Source organism: Amycolatopsis sp. NPDC114484, from assembly GCF_055633755.1.
Window position 1 is genome coordinate 66,486 of record NZ_JBVKDQ010000016.1, and the last position, 20,134, is coordinate 86,619.

The following is a 20,134-nucleotide window of genomic DNA, read 5'->3' on the forward strand; positions in this document are numbered from 1 at the left end:
CGCCCCGCGGCCGGCCTACCGCAACACCTCCTGATAGACGCCCTCCGCGACGAAGGCGGCGATTGCCTGGGGATGACCGAAACCGCCATCCCCGAAATCCGCGCCCCAGCCGCCGCAGTAGCCACTGAGGAGCCGATCGCCGAGGCCGCCGCCCGAGAACTTCTGGCCCCGATCACGGGTACACCAGCCGCCGCGAAGCCGATCGCCGAAGCTGCCGCCCGAGAACTCCTCACCCTGATCACGGATAGACCAGCCGCTGCCCGGACGACCGCCGCTGAAACCGATGCTGGGGAACGTGCTGCTCCGGCAAATCCGCTCCTCGCCGAAGAGAACTCGCCCGTTGATTCCGTCGTCCGAGAATTGCGTGGCCCTCAAGCGAATGCTCTCGCTGCTGATCGAGAGGCAACCTCCGGCACCGGCGTCCGGGAGCCGTCTGCTCCTGCTGCAACTCAACCCGCCGCGCTGAGAAGTACCTACGCCGAGGCCACAATCCGGGAGTGGCTTGCCCCCACGGAAGACGGATTCGCTGCTGCTCAGAAGGCTGCTTCCGAAGCCGAAGCCGAAGCCGAAGCCGAAGCCGAAGCCGAAGCCGAAGCCGAAGCCGAAGCCGAAGCCGAAGCCGAAGCCGAAGCCGAAGCCGCGGAACGTCGTGCGGCAACTGCGCTCCCCGTCGCGGGGGAGTTGTGCATCGGGACCGGCGAACCGCGCATCCCGGCAGCACCCGCCCGCGCAGTCGGGCGAGAGGCGGTTGCCGAAACCAGCGTTTGCGGACTTCGCGATTCGACCGCGACTGCGCTCACCGCCGCTCGACGGGCGATTGCTGATCCCGGTCGCCGTGCTCCGATGCTGCGGATGGTCCTGTCCGCCGACCTCGTCACACTCGTTCCGGCGAGCGAGGCCAACCCGGGGCGCACGGAGGGCGGGCACCGGGCGGTCTTTCCCTTCGGCACCGGGCAGGCGTTCGTCGCGCGGCGGCGTTGGGTGGCGTTCGCTGAATCCGAACTCGCCCAGGCCGCGGCATTCCTGGAATTACTCACCGCGGCGGAGCAGAATCTGGCTGGTCCGGTGGTGCTGGACCGTCCGGACGGGGCCGCGGTCATTCTGCGGGTGGGCACTCCGCGCGACACCGACGCGATCGGCGCGGTGCATCTTCGTTGTTCGGCGAAGACGTTGTTCAACCGCTATCACACTGGGCTGCGCACGGTTCCCCGAAAATGGCTGCACCGCTTGCTCATGCCGCCGCGCGGAACCAGTTTGCTCGCAGTGTGCGGTCGGGACGTGATCGGGTTCGGACAGCTGATCTCTCAACGTGACGGCACGGCTGAGGTCTCGCTGCTCGTCGAGGATGCTTGGCAGCGACAGGGAATCGGCACGGCGTTGCTTGCTCGGCTGGTCGCCCTCGCGGGGGCGGGCGGAATCACGGAACTGACCGCGGTCTGTCTTCCGGACAACAACGCGATGGTCCGGACTGCTGCTCGCGCCGGACTGTACGTCGAAACCAGCCCGGATGACAGCACGGTGCTCCGGCTTTTCGCCGCCCGCACGCCGCGGACGGTCAGCGGTTCCAGAACCAGTCTTTGCCCCGCGCCTCGCGCAGCGCCTGCTTCTTCCGCTCGGGAGTGAGCCGGTCGAGGTAGAGCTTTCCGTCAAGGTGGTCGGTTTCGTGCTGGAGGCATTGGGCCAGCACATCGACACCCTCGACCTCGATCGGCTCGTTGCGCAGGTCGACGCCCCGCACGACGGCGTGCTTGGCGCGGACTGTCGGGAACCACAGTTCCGGCACGGACAGGCAGCCCTCGCCGATTTCGTGCGTCTCCTCGGAGAGGTGGGCGATCTCCGGGTTGATGACGTACCCGGTCAGCCCGCCGACGTCGTAGCTGAACACCCGCAGCCCGACCCCGATCTGCGGCGCCGCGAGCCCGGCGCGGCCCTCCGGCTGCACGCTGTCGAGGAGGTCCTTCACCAGCGCCTCGATCTTGCTGTCGAACGTGGTCACCGGGTCGCACACGGACTTGAGCACCGGGTCACCGAAGTAGCGCAACTCGCGCATCGCCATGATCGAACGTCCTTTTGTCCACCGAGGGGCCACGAGAAGTCTAGTGACACCACCTGCTTCCCAGACGCGGGTCCGCCGACCCCGCCCGCTTGCCGCGCGACGGAACCAGCCGATTGGCCGAGGGATGGGTCTGACGCGCTCGTGTTCGTGGCTTGGCCGCGCGACGGAGCCAGTCGGTCGGCGGAGCGATGGGCCGGAGGCGCGCGGTCGTGGCTTGCCGTGCGACGGGGCTGGCCGGTCGGCGGAGCAATGGGAGGACGTGCTCGCGGTCGTGGCTTGACTGCGCGACAACCCGAGGCGGACCGGGGCAGTGTCAAGCTCTCAAACGGAGTCCCTTCGGCGTCGCGCGGAAGCCGGCTTCCTGCAAGATCTCGGCCAGTTCCGAGGTCAGCGCGTGTTCTCCGTCCGCGCGCTGGACGGCCAATTGACCCAGCCAGCCCTCCCGGACAGCGGTCGACAGGGCAGCCGCGGCGGCCTGCAGCGAACTGCGTTCTTCGGTGAAGCTCAGCAATGAGCGGCCCCCGCGTTCGACGTACAGAGCGGGGACTCCGTCGACCAGCACCGCCAGCGCTCCGGCTTTGCGCGCTGGCCGGTGTTTCGTGTCTCCAGTTGCGGCAGGCCAGGACAGCGCCGCGCCGTACGGCTGTGCTGGATCCGCTGCGGCGAGGACTACGGCACGAGCGTGGTCGTTGCGGCCCGCGGCGGCGGGCGCGGTGCTGGAGAGGGCGCGCAGCCGGTCGACTGCACCCTTCGCAGCGAACTGTGCGGCACCCAGACCTTCGACGACATAGCCGCGGATGACCTGTCCGGTGTCTTCCATACCCCGCAACACCTTGTAGATCCCGGAGAAACCGCCGGTGACCCGTTCGGTGTCGAGCGCGCCGCGGGTGAGGACGCCGTGCCGTTCCAGAAACGCCTCGGTGCGAGCATGTGCGCGACGCGTCGGCTCGGCTTCTCGCGGTGGGGTCAGTGCCCATCGGCCGGCTGCGGTCGGCGGTCCGGTCCGTGAGGGCATCGCTGGACGTCCGGCGCGCATGCGGGCGTACCGGCCGCGTGGTGCTTGCCGCCGCGGTTTGTGTGCGCCGTGACCTGCGACCTGCGCGCGCAGTGGCGCGAGCGTGTCGCCGGTGACCAGCCCGGCCCACACCAGAGCCCACAGCGCCGCCAGCACGGCACCGTCGTCCGGCGGTTGCTCCAGACCTGGCGTGACCCGGTCGACGAGCTGCCGGAAGAACAGCGCTCCGCCTTCCAACGCCGTCACGATCGCTTCGTGCAGCGGGCTGGTCGGCGGATTCTCCTCGACCTCGGGCAGCAGCAGATCCGCGACGTCGGACGGTGCCAGCGCCAGCCAGCCGTCCCCGCCGGAGAGTGCGCCGCAGCCTGCCCAGGTGACCTCGCCCGCGGTGGTGAGTTCGTCGAGCAGCGCGGGGGAGTAGCCCGGCAACCGGCTAGGCAGGATCAGCGACTCCACCGCGCTCGCCGGCAAGGGCGCGCCGGCCAGCTGTTCGACCACCGACAGCACGTCGTCGGCCGTCGGCGCGGACCGCAGTCGCGCGCCGATTCCGTGCCAGGAGGGCAAGAACCGGCCCAGCGCCGCCGGTTCCACTGGCTCGACCTCTGCCCGCAGCCGGGCGAGCGACGCGCGCCGCAACCGGCGCAGTACGGCCGCGTCGCAGTATTCGACGCCCACGCCATGGGTTTCCGGATGCCCGACCGGGCTCAGTTCGCCGCGGACCAGCCTGCCTTCACCGGTGAGCCGGTCAAGCACGCCGGTGACGACGGCCGTGCCCAGTCCGAACCGGTCTGCCGCAGCTGTCGCGGAGAACGGACCGTGGGTCCGCGCGTAGCGGCCGAGCAGATCGCCCACCGGATCCGCCACCGGCTCGGTGAACGCCTCGGGCACGCCGACCGGAAGCGCGACGCCCAGCGCGTCTCGCACCCGCCCGGCGTCCTCGATGGCCAGATACCGCTCCTCGCCGCCGATGCGCACCTGGATCGCCCGCCGTGCCGAGGCGAGTTCCGCCAGCCATTCCGGTTGGATCCCTCGTTCCGCGGCTTCCGCGGTGGACAGATCGCCGAGGAATCGCAGCAAGTCCGCCGCGTCCTCCGCCGACCGGGCGTGCCGGTCCGGATCGAGCCGCTGCAACGATCGTTCGACCTCGGCCACGGCCTCGGGATCGAGCAGCTCCCGGATCGCTTCCGTGCCCAGCAATTCGGCCAGCAGCGCGGAATCCAGCGACAGCGCCGCGGCCCGCCGTTCGGCCAGCGGGGCGTCCGTCTCGTACAGGAACATCCCGACGTAACCGAACAACAGACTCCGCGCGAACGGCGACGCGGCCGGCGTCTCCACCTCGACCAGCCGCACCTTGCGCGCCCGGACGTCCGACATCAGCTCCCGCAGCCCACCGACGTCGTACACGTCCTGCAGGACCTCGCGCATGGCCTCCAGCACGACCGGGAACCGTTCGTACTTCGCCGCCACCGACAACAGCTGCGACGCCCGTTGCCGTTGCTGCCACAACGGGGTGCGCCGCCGCGGATCACGCCGGGGCAGCAGCAGGGAGCGCGCCGCACACTCCCGGAACCGTGCCGCGAAGACCGCCGAGCCGCCGACCTCCGCCACGATCAGCTGCTCGACCTCCTCCGGGTCCAGCAGGACGTCGTCGGCACCGATGGTGACTTCGCCGCCGTCGGCGTCGAGCGCGTCCGGCAGCCGCAGCACGATGCCGTCGTCGGAGTGCGCCACCTGGGCGTCGACGCCGCGGTTTTCCCGCAGCCGTGCGGCGATCGCGAGCGCCCACGGGGCGTTGACCTGCGCGCCGAACGGCGAGTGCAGCACAATCCGCCAGTCGCCCAGCTCGTCGCGGTAGCGTTCGAGCAGGATGACCCGGTCATTGGGCACGTGCCGGGTCGCCGACTTCTGTTCTTCCAGATACGCCAGCAGGTTGTCGCAGGCGCGCTGGTCGAGCCCGGCCGCGGCGGCCCGGTCCCGCGCCGTCGCGGTGTCCGAAGTGGACAGTTCGCGGACGAACGCGCCGAGCGCCCGCCCCAGTTCCAGCGGCCGTCCCGCGGCGTCGCCTTTCCAGAACGGCATCCGGGCGGGCTGGCCCGGGGCGGGCACGACGATCACCCGGTCATGGGTGATGTCGATGATCCGCCACGACGAGGTGCCGAGCAGGATCGTGTCGCCGACCCGTGATTCGTACACCATCTCCTCGTCGAACTCGCCCACGCGCGAGCCGGGTTTGCCTTCGTCGCCCGGCGTCATCACGGTGAACAGCCCGCGGTCCGGAATGGTGCCGCCGGACGTGACGGCCAGCCGCTGCGAACCCGGCCGTCCGCGCAGTTCGCCGCCGACCCGGTCCCACGTGATCCGTGCCCGCAGCTCGCCGAACTCCTCGCTCGGATAGCGGCCGGCGAGCATGTCGAGCACCGCGTGCAGCGCGTCGTCCGGCAGCGAACTGAACGGAGCCGCCCGCCGGACGAGCGCCGCCAGCTCCGGCACCGTCCACGGTTCGAGCGCCACCATCGCCACGACATGCTGCGCCAGCACGTCGAGCGGGTTGCGCGGGTATCGCACCGCCTCGATCGCCCCGGTCGCCATCCGTTCCGCGACCACCGCGCACGACACCAGATCGCCGCGGAACTTCGGGAACATCACGCCGGACGACACCGCGCCGACCTGGTGCCCGGCCCGGCCGACGCGCTGCAGCCCGGACGCCACCGTGGGCGGAGCCTCGATCTGCACGACCAGGTCCACCGCGCCCATGTCGATGCCGAGTTCGAGTGACGACGTGGCCACCACGCACGGCAGCCGCCCGGACTTCAGTTCCTCTTCGACATGGGTGCGCTGCTCGCGGGACATCGACCCGTGGTGAGCCCGCGCGATGACCGGCTCCGCACCTGTCGTGACCCCGGACTGCCCGACCGCCTCTGCCGGGAACGCGTCGCCCGGAGACAGGCTCGGAGACAGGCCGGTCTGCTCGGACGCGAGTTCGTTGAGCCGCGCGGTGAGCCGTTCGGTGAGCCGCCGCGAGTTGCCGAACACAATGGTGGAGCGGTGCGCGCGGATCAGCTCCAGCACCCGTTCCTCGACCGCAGGCCAGATCGACGGCCGCTTCACCGCCGCGCCGGCCACCTCTTCCTGGGTGCCGATCCCGCCCTCCGACGGCAATTGCGACAGCGACGTGAGGTCGTCGAGCCGCTCCATCGGCGACGGGGCCGGGCCGTCGAGGTTCGCCATGTCCTCGACCGGCACCTCCACCCGCACCTCGATCGTCTTCGCGAGCTTCGGCTGCACGACGGTGACCGGACGACCGCCGGCGAGGAACGCGCTCACCTCGTCGATCGGGCGCACGGTGGCCGACAGCCCGATGCGCTGGGCCGGTTTGGGCAGCAGCGCGTCGAGCCGTTCCAGCGACAACGCCAGGTGCGCGCCCCGTTTGCCGCCCGCGACGGCATGTACTTCGTCGACGATCACCGTTTCGACACCCTTCAGCGATTCCCGCGCCGAGGACGTGAGGATGAGAAACAGCGACTCCGGCGTGGTGACCAGCACATCCGGCGGGGTCTTCCCGAACGACCGGCGCTCCGCCGCCGTGGTGTCGCCGGTGCGCATGCCGACCTCGATCTCCGGCGCGGGCAGGCCGAGCCGGTGCGCGGCCTGGGAGATGCCCGCCAGCGGCGCGCGCAGGTTGCGCTGCACGTCGACCGCCAGCGCCTTCAGCGGCGAGACGTAGAGGATCCGGCACCGTTCGCGCGGGTTCGCCGGCGGCGGTTCCGCCGACAACCGGTCCAGTGCCCACAGGAACGCGGACAGCGTCTTGCCGGACCCGGTGGGCGCCACGACCAGGGCGTGCTGCCCGGCGTGTGCGGCCCGCCAGGCCCCTTCCTGCGCGGCCGTCGGGGCGGCGAAGGCTCCGGCGAACCAGGTGCTGGTCGCCGGGGAGAAGAGGTCGAGGACGTTGTTTGCCACGGGATCCATCATGCGCGGCGCCCCCGACAATTTCCGGGGCCAGCGCGGGGCGCCCGGGCCCGGATCCCCTCGTGTGGGTGACCGATCGGCTTAGATCGCGTACTTCCACACGGTCAGCGAATAGGCCGAATACCAGGTCCCGACCAGCACGAACACGGTCGCCGCGGCGATCATCGTGGACCTCTTGCGACCGGCCAGTCCCATCGCGACGGGCAGCAGGAGCGCGAAGTCCGGGAGCAGGAACCTGGACTTCAGAGCAGGCAGCCCGGCACTGCACAGGACCAGCACCACGACGCCCACCGCATACGCCGCCAACGGCCACGGCATCCGGCGGCCAGCCACCGCGACGACCGTGATGACCGCGAGCGCGATCGCCGCGAGCGTCACGAGCACGACGAGCGTTTCCCACGCGTTACCCGAGGTGAAAAGCGTCTGCGTGATCCACTTCCAGGCTTCGGCACCGGCGTCGAAACGCGTGTTCCAGCCGCGAAGCTCCACGTCCTGCCAGCCGGTCAAGCTGCCGGTCTGCACCGCGACGAACATCCAGTACCCGAGCAGCCCGAGCGGCGCGACGAAGACGCACACGAGCGCGTTCCACCGCTGTCTGTTCCGCCACACGTCAACGGCCGCGGCGATCACCACGACAGCGACCAGCACGCACGCGGTGGACCGGGTGAGCCCGGCGAACAACGTCGCGGTAGCGGCGAGGTACCACTTGCGTTCGAGCACGCCGACCAGCGCCCACGCGGCGAACGCGGTGAAGAGCGCCTCGGTCATCACCATGCTCTCGGCGATCGCCATCGGCGCGGCGCCCCACAACACGGCGAGCAGCAGCCCCGCTCGTCGGCTGTGGACGAATCGGCCGATCCGGTACATCGCCGTCGCCGCCGCGATTCCGGCGAGCGTCGACACAAGAATGCCCGCGCCGAAGTACGACACCCCGGGCAGCTTCGCGAGCATCCCGGTCAAGGCCGGATACAGCGGGAAATAGCCGTACGACGCGTCGGGGTACGGCAGCCCGGCAGCGTCGAGCGGATTGCTCACGCCGGTGTAGCTGTGCTCCGCGATCTGCAGATACCACCAGCCGTCCCAGGACTGCAGCCGCTCGCCCAACGGCAGGTTCCGGGGCGCGGCCATGGCGGCGAGCGCGCCGAGGCCGACCAGCCGCACCACAAGGAACAGCACCGCCGCGTGCACGTAGCCGGAGCGGCCCCATTTGCCCGCCGCGACCCGCCACGGGCTCGCCGGACCGCCCGCCGCCGTCTGTCCGAACTGGTCTCGACGGGTCTTGTCCACTAGCTCTGTCATTGCCTCCCCGTCCTCGGAAGACGAGACGTTCCGTTTCCTGCCCGGGTTGCGTGCGTCGCGAGTTTCGCGGGTCCGCACGCACGGTGACCGGGCACGTGGCAGCATCTCCGCCAGCGCTGCTTGAGTCGAGGGGAAATTACTGTGCGGATCCTGTCGGTGGACCTCGGGACGTCCAACACCGTTGCCGTCCTTTCCGCGCACGGCAGGCCGCCTCGCGTCGTAGAGGTCGACGGGTCGGCCAACATGCCCTCCGCGGTGTTCGCCGGTGAAGACGGCACGCTCATGGTCGGCCGGGACGCCGAACGTCGCGCGCGGCTCGACCCGACACGGTTCGAGCCCAACCCTAAACGGCGCATCGACGAACAGACGTTGCTGCTCGGCACAGACGTGGTGCCTGTCAACGAAGCGCTGGCCGCGATCCTGCGCCGGGTGCTCGACGAGACCACGCGCCAGCTCGGCGGCGAACAGCCGGACGAGGTCCGGCTCACGCACCCCGCGCAGTGGGGTCCGGTGCGCCGCAACGTGCTGCTGAGCGCGGCGCGGCTTGCTGGCATTCGCGGAAACGTAGTCCTCGTGCCGGAGCCAGTCGCCGCCGCGGCGCACTTCGCGTCGTTCCCTGAGCGCGCGTTGGCTCCAGGGAAGGCTCTCGCGGTGTACGACCTCGGCGCGGGCACCTTCGACGTCGCAGTCGTCGGCGCGAACCAGAACGGCTACACAGTGCTCGCCGAGGACGGTCTGCCCGACCTCGGCGGTCTCGACGTCGACCAGGCGCTGATGGTCCACGTCGGACGTGAGGTGTCGCACTCGGACCCGCAGCGCTGGCAGCGGCTGCTTCGCCCCGAGTCCACTGCGGACCGGCGTACGCGACGCGCGCTGCAAGAAGACGTGAAGGCCGCGAAGGAAGCACTGTCTCGGCATCCGCAGACAGAGGTGCCGATGCCGGAGCCGTTCAAGGACGTGCTCGTCACGCGCGGAGAGCTCGAAGGCTTGGTGCGTCCGGCAATGCTGCGCAGCGTTGAGCTGCTTTCGCGAACGCTGCGTTCGGCTGGGCTGACCTCGGATCGTCTCGTCGGCATCTACCTCGTCGGCGGCTCGAGCCGGTTGCCGCTGGTCGGATCGATGATCGCGGAGAAGCTCGGCGTCGTCCCCACAAGCCTTGACCAGCCTGAGACGGCCGTCGCGCTGGGTGCACAACACGTCGCTAAAGACGGACTGTCAATGCGTACGCAGAACGTCGAGGGCCAGGTGGCGTCAGGCGCGCCGTACGCGCCGCCTGCTGCGCCACAAAGCAACTACCCGGCGTACGCGCCGACGCAGCCACAGCCGATGCCGCCGTTCCAGTCTTCGCCGGCACCGTCCAACTTCCCGACGTACACGCCCGCTGCTCCGGAGAAGAAGAGCCGCACCAAGCTGTTCATCGGCATCGCGGCGGCTGTCGTGGTTGTGCTCGCGGCGGGGTTGACCGTGTTCTTGACAACACAGGGTTCGTCGGTGAAGACGTACACCGCTGACGAGTGCCGTACGCCGGGGCAAGCCGACTCGTCTGGCCTGACCGGCTGTATGCGTCAGCTGGCCGGCAAGGTCGCTGACAACGGCGGCTGCGCTCCTGGCATGGGCAACGGTCCGGCCGCGCCGGCGAAGAGCCTCGGTGCCGCGGCGACGTGCGCCGCACCGGGGCGTGCGGGCACTCAGGTGACGTACGTGCAGGGACAGTCGGCAGCGGAGCTGAAGCAGTACACCGACGGACTGCTCTCCTCCGCGGGCGGCGATCGCACCGAAGCGGACTGGAAGGGCAACGCCCTCGAAGGGCACTACGCGGCGGCAGCCGGGCAGTCGTCGGCGGTCCTCGTGTTCACGGTGAAGGACAGGCCCCTCGTCGGGTTCCTCTATCAGGTGAATTCCGGCGGACAGGCCGCCACGCCGGGCGCGCTGGCCGACTACTTCGAACAGAACGTCCAGCCGGGGGAGTGATCCCCGCCCGCGCGGGAAAGCTAGCATTCGCCCGATGCGTATCACGGTGTTCCGACGGCTGATGGCCGAGGAGTTCGGGTCCGGACGCGCCGAGATGCTCGCCAAGGACCACGTGTTCAGCGGGCTCGGCGGGCGCACGGTCGAAGAGGCGCTGAGCTCGGGGACGTCGGCCAAAGAGATCTGGCGAGCGGTCTGCGTCGAGTTCGAGGTGCCGCCGGAACGGCGCTGACCTGGGGATTCCGGTTCCGGGCGCGGGGGAGGGCGAAAACCTCGCCGGATGGGCGTGTCGCCGTGAACCTCGAACACCTGTTCGTCTATGGTGTTGTGCACAACGGGGCCAGCGATCCACAGATCAGTCGCCGCGCCTGGAATTGTCGGTCCCTCCCCGTAGCGTCGGACCGGACAGAGCTTGAACCCCGGACAAGCTTGATCTGGACAACCGAACAGACACAGGCCCCAACCAGCGAGGTGGACTTCCATGCCAGCAGCACCCGACAAGGACAAGGCGCTCGAGCTCGCCCTTGCGCAGATCGACAAGCAGTACGGCAAGGGCTCGGTGATGCGCCTCGGCGAGGAAAACCGCCCGCCCGTCTCCGTGATCCCCACCGGCGCGATCGCCCTCGACGTCGCGCTCGGCATCGGCGGCCTGCCCCGCGGCCGCGTCATCGAGGTCTACGGCCCGGAGTCCTCCGGCAAGACCACGGTCGCCCTGCACGCGGTGGCGAACGCGCAGCGCAACGGCGGCATCGCGGCGTTCATCGACGCGGAGCACGCGCTGGACCCGGAGTACGCCAAGAAGCTCGGCGTGGACACCGACGCGCTCCTCGTCTCCCAGCCGGACACCGGCGAGCAGGCGCTGGAGATCGCGGACATGCTGATCCGCTCCGGCGCGCTCGACATCCTGGTCATCGACTCCGTGGCCGCGCTCGTGCCGCGCGCCGAGATCGAGGGCGAGATGGGCGACTCGCACGTCGGCCTCCAGGCCCGCCTGATGAGCCAGGCGCTGCGCAAGATGACCGGTGCGATGAACAACTCCGGCACCACCGCGATCTTCATCAACCAGCTGCGCGAGAAGATCGGCGTCATGTTCGGCTCGCCGGAGACCACGACCGGCGGCAAGGCGCTGAAGTTCTACGCCTCGGTCCGGCTCGACGTCCGCCGCATCGAAACGCTCAAGGACGGCGGCGAGCCGGTCGGCAACCGCACCCGCGTCAAGGTCGTCAAGAACAAGATGGCCCCGCCCTTCAAGCAGGCCGAGTTCGACATCCTCTACGGCGTGGGCGTCTCCCGTGAGGGTTCGCTCATCGACATGGGCGTCGACCAGGGCATCCTGCGCAAGTCGGGTGCCTGGTACACGTACGAGGGCGACCAGCTCGGCCAGGGCAAGGAGAACGCGCGGAAGTTCCTGCGCGACAACCCGGACATCGCCAACGAGATCGAGAAGCGCATCAAGGAGAAGCTCAACATCGGTCCGCAGGTCGACGCCGCGGCCGAGGCAGTGCCCGCACCGGTCGACTTCTGATCCGGGGAGGGGAGGGGATCGGCGGGTTCCCTCCCCGGTGCTCGGGTCGCACGTCGGTTCGCTGCTGAGGCCGGGGTCCGGTGCGGTTTCGCCGTGACGGGATCTTCAGGCTCGACGGTGTTCCGGATGCGTCGGTGTCCTCCTGCCCGGCGGGGATGGTTCTCCGGCTGGGTATGAGGCGGCTGGGTTCGGCCAGCGGGTCGTGCCCGGATTGCGGCTGGGATCTCATCGCTGGCGCGGAGTGGTTGGCCGGTCCGAAGCGGTGTGGGCAGGGCCTGGCCGGTGTGAGGAACGCCCGGTGCGGGGTTCGGTCGGTCGGGCCAGTGCGAGGAACGCCGATGCGGGGTCCGGGCCGGTGCGAGTTTCGGCGGCTGCGTTTCGGTCGACGGGATGGCGAGCCGGGCCGAATCGCGGTGTTCGGTGCCGGGGAGATCGGTGTGGAGAGGGAGGTGCCGTCGTCGGCGGGCGGCACCGGGAACAAGGAGTGTGATCGTGGCCAGGGCTCCGAAGGTCGATCCGATGGAGTTGCCTCCGGAGGAGCGGGCCAAGAAGGCCAAGGAGATCTGCTTCGACCTCCTCGCCGCCCGGCCGCGGGCGGTCGAGGAGCTGCGGCAGACGTTGCAGCGCAAGGGTTTCGACAGCGATACCGCGGAAACCCTGCTCGGCAAGCTCGACCGTGCCGGTCTCGTCAACGACGCCGAGTTCGCCGAGGCCTGGGTCCGCGACCGGCACGCCAACCAGGGGCTGTCGCGCACAGCGCTCGTCGCGGAGTTGCGGCGCAAGGGCGTCGACGACGAGATCGCGGCGCAAGCGGCGGAGGAAGTCGACCGGGAAGCCGAGGAACAACGTGCCCGCGAGCTGGTGCGCAAACGGCTCAGGTCGCTGGGGAACGTCGACGAGCAGACCGCGATCCGCCGGCTGCTCGGGTTCCTCGCGCGCAAGGGCTACCCGCAAGGACTGGCGTACACAGTGATCCGCGACGAACTTCGCGAGTTCGGGGCGGAATCCGCCATGCTGGACGACGTGCCGGTCGACTGATCGGCCCGCGCCGCCAAGAAACCCGCCGCCTCCAGCACGAAGGCGACGGGTTTCCGGAAACGCTCAGCGCAGCGCGGCGGCTTCGGCGGCCAGCTTCTCGACGGCGGCGAAGTCCTTGGCCGCCACCAGCTTCGCGGGCGTCAGCCACGATCCGCCGATGCAGCCGACGTTCGGCAGCGCCAGATACGACGGGGCCGACGACACCGTGATCCCGCCGGTCGGGCAGAACTGAAGCTGCGGCAGCGGCCCGGCGATCGACTTCAAGAACGCCGCGCCCCCGCTGGCTTCCGCCGGGAAGAACTTCAGCGCGCTCAACCCGCGTTCGGCCAGCCGCATCGCCTCCGACACTGTGCTCGCGCCCGGCAGGAACGGCAGCCCGGTGGCGAACGCGGCGTCCAGCACGGCGTCCGTGCAGCCCGGCGTCACCAGGAACTTCGCGCCCGCGTCGGCGGCCTGCTTCGCCTGCTCCGGCGCCGTCACCGTGCCGGCGCCCACGACGATGTCCGGCACCTCCGCGGCCACTCGCTCGATCGCGGCCAGCGCGACCGGCGTGCGCAGCGTCAGCTCGATCACCCCGATCCCGCCGGCGTGCAGGGCGCGGGCCGTCGGCACCGCGTCGTCGACGTCGTCGATCACCACGACGGGCATCACGGGGGACAGGGCGAGCAGGTCCGTGCCGGTGGTCACTGACCGACCTCCTGGGTCTGGAGAGCGTAGGGGGACGCGTCCATTGTCCCGCTTCCGAATGGCGGAACGCCCCGGGCGAGGTCCAGCTCCGGCGTGAGCGCCCCGAACACGCTCGCGCCCTGGTCAGCCGGGCCGATCGCGCGCCGCAACGCCCCGAACAGCTCCCGTCCGGTCCCGCTCCACGCGGCCTCCGACGGCGGGGCGTCCGCGAGGTCCCGCCGCGCCAGTTCGTCGTCCGCGACCAGCACGTCGAGTGTCCCGGACCGGGCGTCGAACCGGACCACGTCGCCGTCGGCGATCCGGGCGATCGGCCCGCCCACCGCGGCCTCCGGCGTCACCTGAATCGCGGCCGGCACCTTGCCCGACGCACCCGACATCCGGCCGTCAGTGAGCAGCGCGACCTGGAACCCGCGGTCCATCAGCACCCCCAACGCCGGCGTCAGGCCGTGCAGCTCCGGCATGCCGTTCGCCTGCGGACCCTGCTGCCGCAGCACCACGACCACGTCCCGGTCCAGTTCCCCGGCCTCGAACGCGATCCGGAACTCCTCCTGCGACGTGAACACCCGTGCTGGTGCCTCGACCACGCGGTGCTCCGGGGCGACTGCCGACACCTTCGTGACCGCTCGGCCCAAGTTGCCCTCCACCATCCGCAGTCCACCGTCAGGCGCGAACGGCCGCCACACCGGACGCAGCACCTCTTCGTCGAGGCTTCGCGTCGGCACGTCTCGCCACACTAGTTCGCCGTCCGACAAGATCGGCTCCTGCGTGTACCGACGCAGACCGGGACCCGCGACGGTCTGCACGTCCTCGTGCAGCAGGCCCGCGTCGAGCAGCGTGCCGACGAGGAACTGGATGCCGCCGGCCGCGTGGAAGTGGTTGATGTCCGCGCTGCCGTTCGGGTACACCCGCGCCAGCAGCGGCACGACCGCCGACAGATCCGAGAAATCGTCCCAGCTCAGCTGGATTCCCGCCGCCGCGGCGATCGCGACCAGATGCATCGTGTGGTTCGTCGACCCGCCGGTGGCCAGGAGCGCGACAATGCCGTTCACAAACGCTTTTTCGTCCAGTACTTGCGAAATCGGCGTGTACGCCTCGCCTCGGGACAACTCGACGACCCGCCGCCCAGCCTCTTCGGTAAGCGCCTGGCGCAACGGCGTGTTCGGCGGCACGAAGCTAGCGCCCGGCAGGTGCAGGCCCATCACCTCGACCACCATCTGGTTCGAGTTGGCGGTGCCGTAAAACGTGCAGGTACCAGCGGAGTGATACGACGCGGCTTCGGCGTCGAGCAGGTCTTCCCGCGTCGCGAGCCCCTCCGCGTACAGCTGGCGCACCCGGGCTTTTTCCTTGTTGGGCAAGCCCGAATTCATCGGCCCGGCAGGCACGAGCACCGCGGGCAGATGCCCGAACGACAGCGCGCCGATCAACAGTCCCGGGACGATCTTGTCGCACACGCCCAGCAGCAACGCCGCGTCGAACATGTCGTGGGACAACGCGATCGCCGTCGCCATCGCGATCACTTCGCGGCTGAACAGCGACAACTCCATGCCCGGCCGCCCCTGCGTGATGCCGTCGCACATCGCGGGCACGCCACCCGCGAACTGCGCGACACCACCGGCCTCGCGAACCGATTTCTTCAGCCACGCCGGGTATTCCTGCATCGGCTGGTGCGCGGAGAGCAGGTCGTTGTAGGACGACACGATCGCCACGCCGGGCGCGCGCAGCTGCCGCAGCGCCTGCTTGTCGACGCCGTCCATCGCGGCGAAACCGTGCGCGAGGTTGCTGCAAGCGAGGCCGCGGCGGACCGGCCCCTCCTCGAAAGCGGCCGCGCTGCGGGCGAGGTACGCCGCCCGCGTGTCCGCACTGCGCTCGGCGATCCGGTCGGTGACGTCGGCGAGAACGCGGTGCACCGCGGCGGTCGGGTTCGGGCTGCTGCTCATCTCAAGCTCCCGGCTCGTGACGGGTTCGCGAGACGGCGGCGCTGGCGTCGCGGGAACGTGACGGTGCACACGGTAACCCGGGAACCCTCCGGAAACAAAATCGATTCAGAAGCCCCTACAGGGTGGCCGGGATCGGCGGCACTGGAGGTGGGCGTTCGCGTGGGCTATGCCGCCGACGTCGGCGGGCTTGCCGGATGCCGCCGCGCAGCCGGGAGTAGACGACCGGACGACGGTTGTCCGGAGGAAGCCGCCGCAGCCGATGTCTGCGGCTGATGACGGTCGACGGGCGTTCTCGGTTTGCGACAGGCACTATCCGCAGCTGGAGGTGACGGTGGATGCGAGATTCGGAGATGCCCGCTCCGTATGAGCGCGTTTTGGGCATGGCATTGCGGAATGCCCGAATCGAAGCGCGCTTCGGTTTGCGCGAACTGGGGCGATGGGTCGGGGTGGACCCGGAGCTGGTGTCGAGCTGGGAGCTGGGCCAGCGGATTCCGACGCTGGAGGACGTGGCTGGGGTGCTGGGCGCGCTGGGAGTGGTCGGCGAGAAGAAGGCGCGGATCATGGCGCTGGCGTGCGAGCTGGCGACCTCGAGCTGGGTCATGCGGGGATCGCAGGCGGATACGGCGCACTACGCGATACTCGCCGGGCACGAGCGGACCGCCGAGTCGGTGACGGTGTGGGCTCCGCTCCTGATCCCGGATCTGCTGCAGATCCCCGACTACGCGCGGCTGGTGTTCGGTCCGAGCTTGCGGGACAAGGAAATTCTCGAACAGGTCGTCGAGAACCGCTTGAGCCGCGCGAGGATTCTGTTTGGTGCAGGGGCGATCGAGGCGCAGATGTTCGTCGGGACTGAGGCGCTGCGTGACCACTTCGGCGATGCCGAGGCAATGCTGCGGCAGGTGCGGTACCTCATCGAGGTTTCGCAGACAGTGAAGATCCGGCTCGTCCCCAGCCAAGCCGTGACGGAGGGCGCGTTCAGCCGATACCGGCAACGGGACGCGCCGGAAGTCGTGTACTGCCCGCACGATCGCGCCGGTGTCTTCCTGGTGGGACAGCAGGCCGCTCCGTATGCGGGAACCATCGAGCAGCTGTCCGAGTCCGCGTGGTCTCCGGAAGATTCACTCCACCGCCTGCCAGCCGCGGCTGCCGGGTTCGAGGAGGAGGTGAAAGCCCAACGGCTGGCGGATGCGGTCGAGCTGGCGAAGCTCTTGACGGGCGAGGATCCGGCGGGTTGACGGGCTGTCGCTTGGGGTGATCTTCGGATAACTCTCTGTCTGCGTTGAGCTTCGGCTGAACTGGTGTCGGCAGCTTGCGTTGTGCGGCTGACGGCCCAGCGACGGCCTGGACCCCACTTTCGGCCCCTATCTGGCGAGAAATCCCCAGGTCAACAGGTACAACATGCCCCGCTCTGGTAAATGTGCTACTTCTGCCGAGGGGGTTTCCTGACCTGGGGACCTTCGCCCGCCTACCGCTCTGACCTGCTATTTCGGGTCGGTCGGGACCGGTTGAGTCTGGTCCGGTTTGGATCTCTGACGTCCTGTAGACGTCCTGAGGCCGGTCTGCCTGAGCCCCTTCGCGGCCTGGCGGACCGGCCTCTGGCTGTGTCTGTCGGCTGGCTACTCGGAGTGGCGAGCCGGGTAGTCGCGGGAGGTGTCGGGCGGTCTGATCCGTCGTTCTCGCCTTTGCCAGCTTGAGTGCGGCGGTGCCGGGGTCAAGGGTGAGCGCAGCTCATCGCGAAGCGACGCCGGAGGCGCCCTTGATGCCGGTGGCGCGGCGTTCGATCATCGGGCGCGAGGATGACGGCCCGACGCCGGAGGTGGGCGGCTGGGCTAAGGCTGTGCCTGCGCTGTCATGCCCTCTGGGAAGCTTCCCGCGCCGCCTGTGGCGGTGTGCGCACCCGGGGCGAGTCTGCGGCGGGCTCGCCGGGCGGGCCGGCCGGAGCGCTAGCGGAGGCCCGCCCAGCCAATCGGCGAGTCTCGCCGTACGTGAGGTGACCGGTTGCGCGCCGCCACAGGCGGCGCGCCTTGATCCCATAGAGCCAAATTCGGCAGCAGGTTGCCGGAATGATTCGCTGGCGCAGTCTCGATCTTGAGGTAGATTGCCTTCATGTCTGAATCAATTAATGGCGATATTGAAGTAAAAAAATCTTCAGAAGATGAAGGTGACGAATTAATCCCGAAAAGAATACAACAGGCTTTGTCTCGCGGATGGAAATCAGTTCTGGGAAACTTTGCAGCATTGACTGTTATCGTCACGGTCAGCATATCAACGCTACGCCTTATGTTTATCTCGCAGGGCGATACGGCGGTTATTGCCTCGCTAGTTGCTTCGATGAATATGAAGGCCATCATTTTCGGTGCATTACTTCCGATCGTCCCTACGGTCTTGCTTCAGCTCACCTCGGCGGTTACGGTGATTCTTGACGCTGGATCGATATTCGAACACGCTCGGGCGGGTGGTTCTCCTCGGAAGATACTCTTCGACTCGTGGAAGCTCGCATTCTTCGGGTTTTCTTTGATTCTATTGCCGTTCTCTACGATCTTTGCGGATAGCGTTGCTGTGGCTATAGCTTTGTTCTGGATGGTGTTCCGAGCGTACGCCCGCAGGGTTCTGCTGAAAAGCTCCAAAGATAACTTGAGGAAATTTATCGAGGACAGAAAAGATTTAGACCGCGAGCAAGTTATCCATGAATTGGAAGAAGAAATTGACAAACTAGATAGGGTAGTCGAGAGAGGGGATAAAGTAGATCGACTGCTTTACAAGATGCATGTTCGACTTGTTTTCACGCTGGTTCCCATTGGCGCGATTTCGATCCTGGCTAATTTGGCCACTGCCCCCTTCTGGCTTCCGGCCGAAGTTCTCCATGTTAAGGAGCAGCCGGAACGGGTAGTAAGCGTACTGGAATCTGCGAATGGAGATCTCATCGTTTACTATTTAAATACCACGCTGATTGCCCGGGTGAAGCTTTCCGATGTGATGTACAGGCAAATATGCGATCGTAATTCGAGTTTGATTACTCAAAGTGTGGTCTTCATTATTAATAGTGGTCAAAAAACGCCAAGATGCCCTTAGCGGTACGGCGTCTAAATAGGCAACGCTCGCATGCTGTGGCCCTGGAACTCAGATCAGCCGTTGGGCATACTTCTCAGAGGCTAACTGATCGTAGTATTGGATCTTTGAAACTCGTCGCTGTGTGATCAACGATGTTCAATCCCTGTATTCCGGATACCGCCATCCGAGCTATGGACGTCGAAGCAGTGCGTTCATCGGCTGCTTGGTTGAGCCTGCACACCTAATCCGATAGTGCTCTCACGCTTCGTGCGGTCATACTTCGTCCGTCGAGTGCTATACCGTCGCTATGGTGACCGTTCGACGAGGGCAGCCCTGTTAGCCTCTAGTGGTGCGAGGTGCAGGTGACCAGCTCAGCATAGGTGAGCGGATCGCTTTCTACCGGCGGCGGCGTGGGCTGTCGCAGGCGGTGCTTGCTGACCTGGTGGGCCGGACAGAGGACTGGCTGAGCAAGATCGAGCGCGGTGAGCGGGATATCCGCAGGCTGGACGTGCTGGCAGAGGTCGCACAGGCGCTGAGGGTGACGCTCGGTGACCTGCTCGGCGAACCGGTCCTGCTGGAGGACCAGGAGAAGAACGACGACGTCCCGGCGATCCGGGATGCGCTCATGGCTCCGCGTCGGCTCTCCCGGACCTTGTTTTCCTCGGCGATGTCGCCCGAGTACATCGACCCCGCGCCGGTCGCGCAGCTGGTGGAAGGTGCTTGGTCCAGCTATCAGAACGGCGAACTCGGCCGGGTCGTCGCGGCGCTGCCCGGTCTGATCAAGACCAGTCAGGCGATGGAGGCCGCGTCTTCGGACGATGCGACGTACAAGCGGGCGTGCGCGGCGGTGTCGGCGCGGGTTCATCACCTGGCCGCGACGACGCTGAGCAAGATCGGTGAAGCTGACCTCGCGTGGATCGCGGCTGAGCGGGCGATGCAGGCTGCTGATGACGCGGATGATCCGCTGGTGCTGGCGTCGGCTGCGCGGTCGGGGACGCATGCGCTGCTGGCGGTGGGTCGGTTCGATGATGCGCTGGAGCTGGGCGACGTTGCGGCCAAGTGGCTGTTGCCGCGTATGGCGGAAGGTGATCCGGCGGCGTTGAGTCTCTACGGGATGCTCTACCTCCGGACTGCGGTGGCCGCGGCTCGGCATCAGGACCGGTCGACGGCGAATGACCTTCTTGGCCACGCGGGCCGGGCGGCGGATCAGCTCGGCGTGGACGCGAACTACTGGCAGACCGGGTTCGGACCGGCGAACGTCGAGTTGCACCGGTTGTCGGCGGCGTTGGATCTCGGCGACGTCGGGCAGGTGATCGAGTCCGCTCCGCGTGTCAATGTCGAGCATCTGCCGGTGGAGCGGCAGGTCACGCACTTGATCGACTTCGCGCGGGCGTTGAGCTTGGTCGCGAAGGACGACGAAGCGCTTGACGCGTTGCTGGAGGCGGAGACGAAAGCGCCGACTGTCGTCCGGCACAACACGATGGTGCGTGAGGTGGTGCGGTCGATGTATCGGCGTGCTCCGGCGTCGGCGGGCAAGAAGTCCTCGGCGCTGCTGGCGTTGGCTGAGCGCTGCGGCGCGGTGAGGTAGG

The 20,134-nt window shown here is 68.3% G+C and carries 14 protein-coding genes; 8 read left to right on the plus strand and 6 right to left on the minus strand.

Annotation, left to right across the window (positions count from 1 at the left end; all coding sequences use genetic code 11):
* Window positions 1–15 precede the first annotated feature (15 nt).
* A complete protein-coding gene (locus tag ACZ7SW_RS32370) occupies window positions 16–927 on the minus strand; it encodes a hypothetical protein (protein WP_470234161.1) in 912 nt (303 codons plus the stop codon).
* Between the two features lie 54 nt (window positions 928–981).
* On the opposite strand from ACZ7SW_RS32370, the gene ACZ7SW_RS32375 reads away from it, so the two are divergent.
* A complete protein-coding gene (locus ACZ7SW_RS32375) occupies window positions 982–1,623 on the plus strand; it encodes a GNAT family N-acetyltransferase (RefSeq protein ID WP_470234162.1) in 642 nt (213 codons plus the stop codon).
* Here the strand turns inward: ACZ7SW_RS32375 and def are convergent.
* From def to ACZ7SW_RS32390, 3 genes are all read right to left on the minus strand, one after another.
* Window positions 1,556–2,056 carry a peptide deformylase gene (gene def / locus ACZ7SW_RS32380; protein WP_370939116.1) on the minus strand — a complete coding sequence of 167 codons (501 nt, stop codon included), beginning with the start codon at window positions 2,054–2,056 and terminating at the stop codon, window positions 1,556–1,558. The two genes, ACZ7SW_RS32375 and def, sit on opposite strands and share 68 nt — an antisense overlap.
* 313 nt (window positions 2,057–2,369) lie before the next feature.
* A complete protein-coding gene (locus ACZ7SW_RS32385) occupies window positions 2,370–7,040 on the minus strand; it encodes an ATP-dependent helicase (RefSeq protein WP_470234322.1) in 4,671 nt (1,556 codons plus the stop codon).
* A gap of 81 nt (window positions 7,041–7,121) precedes the next feature.
* Window positions 7,122–8,339, minus strand: a complete 1,218-nt coding sequence (locus ACZ7SW_RS32390) for a hypothetical protein (protein WP_470234163.1) — start codon at window positions 8,337–8,339, stop codon at window positions 7,122–7,124.
* Between the two features lie 141 nt (window positions 8,340–8,480).
* On the opposite strand from ACZ7SW_RS32390, the gene ACZ7SW_RS32395 reads away from it, so the two are divergent.
* The 4 genes from ACZ7SW_RS32395 to ACZ7SW_RS32410 all read left to right on the plus strand — a co-directional run bounded on the left by ACZ7SW_RS32395 (window position 8,481) and on the right by ACZ7SW_RS32410 (window position 12,870).
* Window positions 8,481–10,310, plus strand: a complete 1,830-nt coding sequence (locus tag ACZ7SW_RS32395) for an Hsp70 family protein (protein WP_470234164.1) — start codon at window positions 8,481–8,483, stop codon at window positions 10,308–10,310.
* Window positions 10,311–10,344: 34 nt separating this feature from the next.
* A complete protein-coding gene (locus ACZ7SW_RS32400) occupies window positions 10,345–10,539 on the plus strand; it encodes a DUF3046 domain-containing protein (protein WP_470234165.1) in 195 nt (64 codons plus the stop codon).
* Between the two features lie 249 nt (window positions 10,540–10,788).
* Window positions 10,789–11,832 (plus strand): recombinase RecA, encoded by a 1,044-nt coding sequence (gene recA / locus ACZ7SW_RS32405; RefSeq protein WP_470234166.1) that lies wholly within the window; start codon window positions 10,789–10,791, stop codon window positions 11,830–11,832.
* 519 nt (window positions 11,833–12,351) lie between these two features.
* On the plus strand, window positions 12,352–12,870 hold the full coding sequence (locus ACZ7SW_RS32410; RefSeq protein ID WP_470234323.1) for a regulatory protein RecX: 519 nt from the start codon (window positions 12,352–12,354) through the stop codon (window positions 12,868–12,870).
* A 63-nt stretch (window positions 12,871–12,933) separates the two neighbouring features.
* Here ACZ7SW_RS32410 and eda read toward each other — a convergent pair whose 3' ends face one another.
* Both eda and edd read right to left on the minus strand, forming a co-directional pair.
* Window positions 12,934–13,557, minus strand: coding sequence for a bifunctional 4-hydroxy-2-oxoglutarate aldolase/2-dehydro-3-deoxy-phosphogluconate aldolase (gene eda / locus ACZ7SW_RS32415; protein ID WP_470234167.1), 624 nt, complete (start codon window positions 13,555–13,557; stop codon window positions 12,934–12,936).
* Entirely contained in the window at window positions 13,554–15,494 is a 1,941-nt protein-coding gene (gene edd / locus ACZ7SW_RS32420; RefSeq protein WP_470234168.1) for a phosphogluconate dehydratase, read from the minus strand. The genes eda and edd overlap by 4 nt, the downstream gene beginning before the upstream one ends.
* Window positions 15,495–15,829: 335 nt before the next feature.
* On the opposite strand from edd, the gene ACZ7SW_RS32425 reads away from it, so the two are divergent.
* The 3 genes from ACZ7SW_RS32425 (at window position 15,830) to ACZ7SW_RS32435 (ending at window position 20,133) form a co-directional block, all read left to right on the plus strand.
* Window positions 15,830–16,729: a helix-turn-helix domain-containing protein gene (locus ACZ7SW_RS32425; protein WP_470234169.1), complete on the plus strand. Its 900-nt coding sequence runs from the start codon at window positions 15,830–15,832 to the stop codon at window positions 16,727–16,729.
* Between the two features lie 871 nt (window positions 16,730–17,600).
* A complete protein-coding gene (locus ACZ7SW_RS32430; protein WP_470234170.1) occupies window positions 17,601–18,566 on the plus strand; it encodes a hypothetical protein in 966 nt (321 codons plus the stop codon).
* Window positions 18,567–18,894: 328 nt separating this feature from the next.
* Window positions 18,895–20,133 carry a helix-turn-helix domain-containing protein gene (locus ACZ7SW_RS32435; protein ID WP_134665896.1) on the plus strand — a complete coding sequence of 413 codons (1,239 nt, stop codon included), beginning with the start codon at window positions 18,895–18,897 and terminating at the stop codon, window positions 20,131–20,133.
* Window position 20,134: the final 1 nt, after the last annotated feature.

Coding starts and splice junctions, on each gene's coding strand:
- def (WP_370939116.1), bottom strand. CDS start 2,056: ATGGCGATGCGCGAGTTGCGCTACTTCGGTGACCCGGTGCTCAAGTCC.
- ACZ7SW_RS32385 (WP_470234322.1), bottom strand. CDS start 7,040: ATGGATCCCGTGGCAAACAACGTCCTCGACCTCTTCTCCCCGGCGACC.
- ACZ7SW_RS32390 (WP_470234163.1), bottom strand. CDS start 8,339: ATGACAGAGCTAGTGGACAAGACCCGTCGAGACCAGTTCGGACAGACG.
- ACZ7SW_RS32400 (WP_470234165.1), top strand. CDS start 10,345: ATGCGTATCACGGTGTTCCGACGGCTGATGGCCGAGGAGTTCGGGTCC.
- recA (WP_470234166.1), top strand. CDS start 10,789: ATGCCAGCAGCACCCGACAAGGACAAGGCGCTCGAGCTCGCCCTTGCG.
- ACZ7SW_RS32410 (WP_470234323.1), top strand. CDS start 12,352: ATGGAGTTGCCTCCGGAGGAGCGGGCCAAGAAGGCCAAGGAGATCTGC.
- edd (WP_470234168.1), bottom strand. CDS start 15,494: ATGAGCAGCAGCCCGAACCCGACCGCCGCGGTGCACCGCGTTCTCGCC.
- ACZ7SW_RS32425 (WP_470234169.1), top strand. CDS start 15,830: ATGCGAGATTCGGAGATGCCCGCTCCGTATGAGCGCGTTTTGGGCATG.
- ACZ7SW_RS32430 (WP_470234170.1), top strand. CDS start 17,601: ATGTCTGAATCAATTAATGGCGATATTGAAGTAAAAAAATCTTCAGAA.